The organism is bacterium, assembly GCA_035307765.1.
In the GTDB taxonomy this organism is placed as follows: Bacteria; Sysuimicrobiota; Sysuimicrobiia; order Sysuimicrobiales; family Segetimicrobiaceae; genus Segetimicrobium.
The window spans coordinates 158044-165492 of sequence record DATGHU010000007.1 but is presented as its reverse complement, the minus strand read 5'-3'; the positions used below and the strand labels follow the sequence as shown (position 1 = coordinate 165492).

At 69.0% G+C, this 7449-nt stretch carries 7 protein-coding genes; 4 read left to right on the top strand and 3 right to left on the bottom strand.

The genetic code is table 11. The features are described from left to right. Positions 1–288: 288 nt before the first annotated feature. The gene (locus VKV57_03080) at positions 289–543 is read left to right on the top strand and encodes a hypothetical protein (GenBank protein ID HLW58890.1); all 255 of its coding nucleotides are present in this window, start codon (positions 289–291) and stop codon (positions 541–543) included. Positions 544–630: 87 nt separating this feature from the next. Here the strand turns inward: VKV57_03080 and VKV57_03075 are convergent, their stop codons facing one another. Then, positions 631–1386 carry an HAD family hydrolase gene (locus VKV57_03075; GenBank protein HLW58889.1) on the bottom strand — a complete coding sequence of 252 codons (756 nt, stop codon included), beginning with the start codon at positions 1384–1386 and terminating at the stop codon, positions 631–633. Positions 1387–1439: 53 nt separating this feature from the next. Here VKV57_03075 and VKV57_03070 point away from each other — a divergent pair, with 53 nt between their 5' ends. From VKV57_03070 to VKV57_03060, 3 genes are read left to right on the top strand one after another with little or no spacing between them, the layout of a single operon-like run. Further along, the gene (locus tag VKV57_03070) at positions 1440–2555 is read left to right on the top strand and encodes a D-alanine--D-alanine ligase (protein HLW58888.1); all 1116 of its coding nucleotides are present in this window, start codon (positions 1440–1442) and stop codon (positions 2553–2555) included. 4 nt (positions 2556–2559) lie between these two features. Then, positions 2560–3432, top strand: coding sequence for a diaminopimelate epimerase (gene dapF, locus VKV57_03065; protein HLW58887.1), 873 nt, complete (start codon positions 2560–2562; stop codon positions 3430–3432). 4 nt (positions 3433–3436) lie between these two features. Next, positions 3437–4717 (top strand): alkaline phosphatase family protein, encoded by a 1281-nt coding sequence (locus tag VKV57_03060; GenBank protein HLW58886.1) that lies wholly within the window; start codon positions 3437–3439, stop codon positions 4715–4717. A gap of 34 nt (positions 4718–4751) precedes the next feature. Here VKV57_03060 and rlmD read toward each other — a convergent pair whose 3' ends face one another. Both rlmD and VKV57_03050 read right to left on the bottom strand, forming a co-directional pair. Beyond that, a complete protein-coding gene (rlmD, locus tag VKV57_03055; GenBank protein HLW58885.1) occupies positions 4752–6146 on the bottom strand; it encodes a 23S rRNA (uracil(1939)-C(5))-methyltransferase RlmD in 1395 nt (464 codons plus the stop codon). 120 nt (positions 6147–6266) lie between these two features. After that, positions 6267–6971: an SDR family oxidoreductase gene (locus VKV57_03050; protein ID HLW58884.1), complete on the bottom strand. Its 705-nt coding sequence runs from the start codon at positions 6969–6971 to the stop codon at positions 6267–6269. Positions 6972–7449 lie beyond the last annotated feature (478 nt).

Sequence of the window (7449 nt, the reverse complement as noted above, 5' to 3'; positions counted from 1 at the left end):
AGATCTCGAGGATCTGATCGATGACTTCGATCAAGCCCTGAGCCGGATGTGACGGATCGGCGAGGCGTGGAGAGGAGCGCCCGTTGATCGCCCGCTCCGGCGGCTGAACGCGGGAGGGAGAGATGATGGGCACGCTGCGGCTGCGCGGAATCATTCCTCCGATGCTCACCCCGCTCACGCGCGAGGGCGACGTGGACCTGGGGGCGTTGCGCGAAGAGGCGCGCGTGCTGCGAGGCGGGAGCGCTGGGGCTGGTCGTCGGCGGCAGCACGGGCGAAGGGTACACGCTCGTGTACAACGTGATCCCTCGGGCGGCGATCGCGCTCCCCACCCTGCTTCGGCTGGAGACCATCCCCCGGGTGGTTGGCGTGAAGCGGAGCGGGGGGGACATTCACGCGGTGAGAATGCTCATCCGGCCGCGAGCGGCCCGGATCAGATCGGCGAGCTTGCGGCTGCACGAGTCGCTCCTCCTGGGTCGGCGCGCCGGCTGGCCGCGGAGTTCCCTCACCTCTCCGGGGGGCGAGGCCGCGGAGCGGATCCGGTAAGCGATGCGGGCGTTTGGCGGAGCGGAGCGGGCGCCGAGTGCGGTGTCGGGCGGTCCCTGAGGCTGGCCTCTCCGCCCGAACGTCGGCTTACCCCGGTGGGGGAGCGGCGGCCCACCGGTTGAGCAGCGAGGGGATTTCCTCCAGGGACGTGACCCGTTCCGTCGGCCGGGTGCTGTCCGCGAACGCGGTGTTCGCCGGATTGGGTTCGATATCCACGAGGATCGACCGCATTCCCACGGTGCGAGCCCCGAGCACGTCCGCGCCCAGCGTATCCCCGACCATCACGACCGACGCCGCGGCCGCATGCCAGGCGTCCAGGACCTGGGTAAAAATGGCTGGGTGGGGTTTGACCTTCCCGAACCCGGCGGAGGTCAGGAGCGGATCGAAGTACGCCCCGATGCCGTGCTTGGCGGTGATGTCAAGGATCAACTGGTGGCTGGTGGCGTTGCTGATCATCCCCAGGCGCAATCCCATCCCCCGGAGCGCATCGAGCGCCTTGAGAGCGCCGGGGTAAAGCCGGCTGATCCGCACCTCGGGTTCGAAGAAAGCCCGTTCGGCCCGGCGCAGGGTGGCCGCATCGGTGGGGAGGTGCATCTCTCGAAAGGCCGTGGCGATCGAGTCGGTGGCCACCCGCTCGACAAGTTCCTCTTCGGACCGGCGCCATCCATCGAGGCGGATCTCGAGCAGGCGGGCGGCCAGCGCCGATGAGTCGCGGCACCCCCACTCGGTCCGGGCGAGCGCCGCCAGGGCGGCGCACTTCTCGCGCTCGAGCTCGAGGCCCGTGCGATGAATGAGCGTGCTGCCGAGGTCGAAGATCACACCGGAGACCGACATGGCGATCATCGTACGGCACCGGCAGGGATTGCTCCTCCATCCCCGAAGATGCCCCGGGACTCATGGCGGCTGATCCGAAAACGACCGGGGCGAAGCGTCCGCGTGTCGCCATTTTGATGGGCGGCCCGTCGCCCGAACGGGATGTGTCGTTGGCTGGGGGCGTGCAGGTGCTGCAGGCGATCGACCGCACCCGGTTCGATGCGCTGGTCTACGAAATCACGCGCGAGGGGAAATTCCTCCCCCGGCCGGACCTGCTGAGGTTGGCCGGCGCCGCGGGTCCTCCCGAGGTGGGCGGCGTCCCCACCGCCACCGGAGCGACCACCATGGCTCCCCACGGCATCGGAGAGACGGTCGGCGACGGAACCGTGGACCTGGCGTTCATCGTCCTGCACGGTCCGTACGGTGAAGACGGCACGATCCAAGGCCTCCTCGAACTGCTTGGCATCCCTTACACCGGCTCAGGTGTGCTGGCGAGCGCGCTGGCGATGGACAAGCTCCGCAGCCGTCAGATCGGGATGGCGAACGGGCTGCCGTTCCCCCGGTTCGTCACCGTCGACGGCGGCGCGTGGCCGGGCAATCGGCTGGAGGTGGCGGCCCAGGTCGCCCGGGATCTGGGGTTCCCCTGCGTGGTGAAACCGAACGCGCAGGGTTCGAGCGTCGGGGTCAGCATCGTGGGCACCGAAGATGCCCTGACGCCGGCCGTGGAGCGTGCCGTCGAGTTCGGCGACGTCGTGCTCGTCGAGGAGTATCTGCGCGGCACCGAGATCACCTGCGCGATCCTCGAGGATCCAAAGACCGGCATCCCGTCCCCCCTCCCGGTGATCGAGATCGTGCCCAAGCGGGAGTTCTTCACGTACGAGGCCAAGTACACCCCGGGGGGCAGCGAGGAGATTGTGCCAGCTCGGATCAGCGCGGTCCAGGCGAAGCAGGCCCAGCAACTCGCCCTCCGCGCTCACCGGGCCCTGGGGTGCGAGGGAATGTCGAGGACGGACATGTTCATCGCCGACGGCAAGGTCCTGGTGCTCGAGCTGAACACCATCCCGGGATTGACCCACGGGAGCCTGCTGCCCAAGGCGGCCGCGGCGGCGGGCATCGATTTCACCGCACTGGTGAGCCGGATCGTCGACAACGCCCTCCGCCGCCAGCGCACCCGCCAACGGCGCTCCAGGGGGCGATAGCGTCGTGGCGCGGTTGCGGCGGAACGAGTACGTGAAGTCGCACGCGCTCGGGAACGACTACCTCGTCGTTGACCCCCGCGCGCTCTCGTTTTCGCTCTCCCGGGCGGCGGTGCGGGCGATCTGCCACCGGAACCTCGGTGTCGGATCGGATGGCATCCTGACGATCGAGCGGAGCCGTCGCGCCGATTTCGCGATGCGCGTCTTCAACCCCGATGGAAGTGAGGCGGAGAAGAGCGGCAACGGCGCCCGAATTTTCGCCAAGTGCCTTTGGGACCACGGCTACACCCGGCGTGCGCAGTTCACGCTTGAAACGAGAGGCGGGCTCGTCCCGATCACCCTCCAGCTGCGCGGCCGTCGCGTGCGCATGATCACCGCCGGGATGGGCCGCGCCACATTCCGCGGCCGCGAGATCCCCGTCACCGGGCGCGATCGGGAGGTCGTGGATGAGGAGATCTCGGTGGACCGCCACACGCTCCGCATCACCGCGGTCTCGGTGGGCAACCCGCACTGCGTCGTGTTTGTCGATGACTTCGCCTCGATCGACCTGCCGCAGCTCGGGTCGAGCCTGGAACACCATCCGATGTTTCCGCACCGCACGAACGTCCAGTTCGTCCGGGTCGACTCGACCAACCGGGTCACCATCCGCATCTGGGAGCGCGGCGCGGGGGAGACGATGGCGTCCGGCAGCAGCAGCAGCGCGGTCGCGGCCGCCTGCGTTCGCCACGGGTACACCGGGCGGGACGTCGCGGTGCACAGCCCTGGGGGCGTCCTTCGAGTTCACGTCGCCTCGGATTTCTCCCTCAAGTTGACCGGGCCGGTCGAGGAAACCTCGCGCGGCACGCTCAGCCGCGAACTCGTCGAGCGGCTGGGCAAGTAGGCCGATGCGCCCGATCCTCTATGTGGTCCTCGATGGGCTGGGCGACCGCCCGGTGGAGGCGCTCGGCGGCCGCACGCCGCTGGCAGCGGCCGAGATCCCGCACATGACCGCGCTGGCCCGCCGAGGCCGCACCGGGCAGGTGCAGACCGTGGGGCAGGGGATCGCTCCCGAGTCGGACGTCGCGGTGACGGCGATCCTCGGGTACGATCCGTTCGCCTACCATACGGGCCGCGGCGTGTTCGAGGCGGTCGGCGCGGGCATCCCCTTCCACGATGGCGATCTGGCCCTTCGGGGCAACTTCGCCACGGGGGGCGAGGGGGGGCGGATCCTCGACCGCAGAGCGGGGCGCAACTTGACCTCCGAAGAGGCCCGGTCGCTGGCCGATGCCCTGACGTCCGATCTGCGCCTGACCGCCGCGCCCGCGGAATTGGAGGTGCGGGCCAGCATCGGGTATCGGTGCGGCGTGGTGCTCCGGCGCAGGGGTGGCCGCCTCTCCGGAAAGATCAGCAACACCGATCCCGCCTATGCCCGCGTCGAAGGCCTGGGCGTGGCGGTCGCCCACGCCGGCTCCACGGTGGGGCGGTGCGAGCCGCTCGATGGGAGCGAGGAGGCCCGGATCGCCGCCGCGCTCGTCAACGAGTTTACCCAAAAGGCGTACGAGATGCTCGACCGCCATCCCACCAACGAGCAGCGGCGTCGCGAACACCACATGCCCGCGAACCTGATCCTGGTGCGAGACGGGGGAGATCACCTCCCGACGATGCCGCCGATCGCCGAACGGTTCGGCGTCACCTTCGGGTGCTTCGTGGAGATGCCGGTCGAACGAGGAATCGCCGAGCTCACCGGCATGACGGTGATTCCGGTGCCGCCGAGCGGGGCGGACAAAGCGACCGTCTATGCGGAGTGGGCGCGGACGGCGGCGCGGGAGATCACCAGGACCGGGGGGCTCTACATCCACATCAAAGGACCCGACGAGCCCGGTCACGACGGCGAGCCGGAGGCGAAGCGGGATGTCATCGCGCTGATCGACCGCGCGTTCTTCGGCACGCTGCTGCCCTCGATCGACCTTGGGAAGCTGATCATCGCCGTGACGGCCGACCATGCCACGCCGTGCGCGCTACACAGCCACTCCGACGATCCGGTGCCGCTGCTCCTCGCCGGAGCGGGCGTCACCCCGGACGGCAGCCAGGAGTTCAGCGAGGCGGCGTCCGCGCACGGCAGCCTCGGCACGCTTCGAGGCGTCGACCTGATGCCGCTCTTCGTGAAGACGGCGGGCGCAGCCTAGCGGCGTTCCCCTCGGGCGGCGGCCCGCGACCTCCTCAGGTGGCCGGCACGCCGTCCTGTTCGAGCAGAACGACGCACTCCACGTGGTAGGTGTGGGGAAATTGATCCACCGGCTGCACCGTCCGGATCGCGTACCCGCCGTGGACCAGCTCGCCGAGGTCGGGCGCGAGTGTGGTGGGATTGCACGAAACGTAGGCGATCCGCGGCGCCCGGGTGGCGACGATCTTTTGCATCACCCGGCTGCCAGCGCCGCTGCGGGGGGGGTCCAAGACCACGAGCTGTGGGGGACCGGTCCGGTGGACCAACTCCGGCAGCAGCCGGCGGACGTCTCCGGCGGCAAACTCGACGTTCGCCACGCCGTTGACGGTGGCGTTCGCCGCGGCGGCCTCGACGGCCGCGGTAACGATGTCCACCCCATAGACGCGGCGGGCGTGGCGCGCGAGCGGGAGTGAGAATGTTCCGCCGCCGCAGTAGAGATCGAAGACAACCCCACCGCTCCGCTCCGCCGCGGCCGCTTCGACCACCTCGACCAGGCGGCCGGCCTGAACGGTGTTGGGTTGGAAGAACGTTTCCAACCCGATCCGGAAACGGAACCCCGCGAGCTCTTCCATAATATAGGGCCGGCCCGCTAGGAGCGAGACGGCCGTGAGCGGAAGGCCGTCCGAGGGGCCGGGATTGACTCCGTGAACGACGCTGGCGATCCCGGCGACCGACGTGACGAGGCGCTGGGCGAGGATCCCGGTCCCGGGCACCTCCGGCGCAGCGGTGATCAGTCCAACCATAATCTCCCCCGTGCGCTTTCCTTCACGGATCACGACCTGACGGAGCAGCCCGGTATGCGTGCGCGCGTCGTACCGCGAGAGTCCCGACGCGCCCGCCCACTCCCTCACGATTCCAAGGATCTCGTTCGTCGTCGGCGATTGGAGCCTGCAGTCGGTGATCGGCACGATCTGGTCGAACGCACCTCGTCGGTGCAGGCCGAGCATCGACGTCGGGTGAAACGCGAACTCCATCTTGTTCCGGTAGTACCAGGGGTCGGGCATCGGCAGGATGGGCCTCACCTCGAGATCGCGCAGGCCGCCCAGGTGGGCCAGGCTTTCGCGGACGATGCTCTCCTTTGCCGCCAACTGCGTCCGATAGTCCAGGTGCTGCCAGACGCACCCACCGCAGGGGCCGAAGTGGGGGCAGGGGGGCGCGGTGCGGGCCTCCGAGGGGGTCTCGACTTCCACCAAGTCCGCCTCCGCGTACGCGGGCCTGACCCGCCACAGGCGAGCCCGAACCCGATCCCCGGGCGCGGTGTCCGGCACGAACACCACGTACCCGTTGACGCGTCCCACGCCGCGGCCGCCGTAGGCCATCCGGTCGATCGCGAGCGAGACCTCTTCGCCCCGCCGGAAGGGCGGACGTCGTGGAACCGCCGAGAGCGCCATGGCCTCATGATAGCATGGACGACGCGCGCGGGATCTTCTCAGAGCGCAGACCTCCCGCGTCGAAGCGTTTCCTCTCGGCCGCCGGTGCGGTGCCGCCGAATGGTCCAGAGCGAACACCGATCACCAGGCGATCCGTTTCCGGTCACGGAAGAACCCCCCGGTCGGCCCGGATGCCGGCAGGGTGGCCAGCCAGACCACGGTGTCCGCGGCCTCCTCAGGGCTTCGCGGCGCGTGCGGGCCGCCCATGTCCGTGCGGACCCACCCCGGGTACATCGCGTTGACCTTGATGGCGGGACGAACCTCGTCCGCCACGATCAGGGTCAGCGCGTTGAGCGCCGCCTTCGACACCTTATACGCCGCTGTCCGCCCCCTCATCCCGGTGAGCTGTCCGGCTCTCGAGGACACGTTCACCACCCGCCCGTACCCGTGCGCCTGCATCAACGGGACGAACGCCCGGCACAGCGAGAGTGGCCCGAAGAAGTTCACTTCCAGGGTTGCCCGCATCACGGCCGTGCCGACGTCGAACACGCTCACCCCTTCGTCGAGGTAGACCCCGGCGTTGTTGATCAGCACGTCGAGACGGCCAAACTGCCTCCGGACCGCGCGAAGCAGCCCGGCGACGCTCTTCGGATCCGTGACATCGAGGGGTTGGACGCTCACCTCCCGGTCTTCGGCCCGCAGCCGCCCGGCGGCGTGTCGGCCTTTCACCGGGTCTCGACTGGCGAGGATGACGTGCAGCCCCGCGTCCGAAAGTTGTCGGCAGACTTCGAACCCGATCCCCCGGTTGGCTCCCGTCACGAGGGCGATCTTCTGGGAAAGCGTCATACAGTGGTTCCTCCCTTCGGTGGCTGCCCTTTGGCGGGAGCCGACGATGGCTGGACTTGGCGGTGAGGAGCCTGAGGTGTCGATGCGCACCCGGCCGCCGAAACCTCCAAAGCAGGAGAGGAAGGACTTCCCCCCGGGTTGTCAAAGGATCGAGATACACCGCGCAATTCCTCCGGCCCGTGATGATCCTGTCCATTCGGTGACGGCGACCCGCGATGCGGAGGGCGCGATGTTCCTCATCGTGGTCAATGGGGACCGGACGCCAGGTTCTTCAACACCCATCGAGGCGATCGACGCAATAGGGCCCAAGAAGTGTTGGGGGTGGGGGCTCCGGATCCTCGCACCGTGAATCGATCTGGCCGTCCACCCGGTCGACGTCCAGTGGCGGGAGGCGGGGGAATGGCCTCAGGCATGAATTTCCCACAGATTCGGTGACGATGATGCGCGCGCAAACCGGTCCCCCGAATGGACCGCGCTG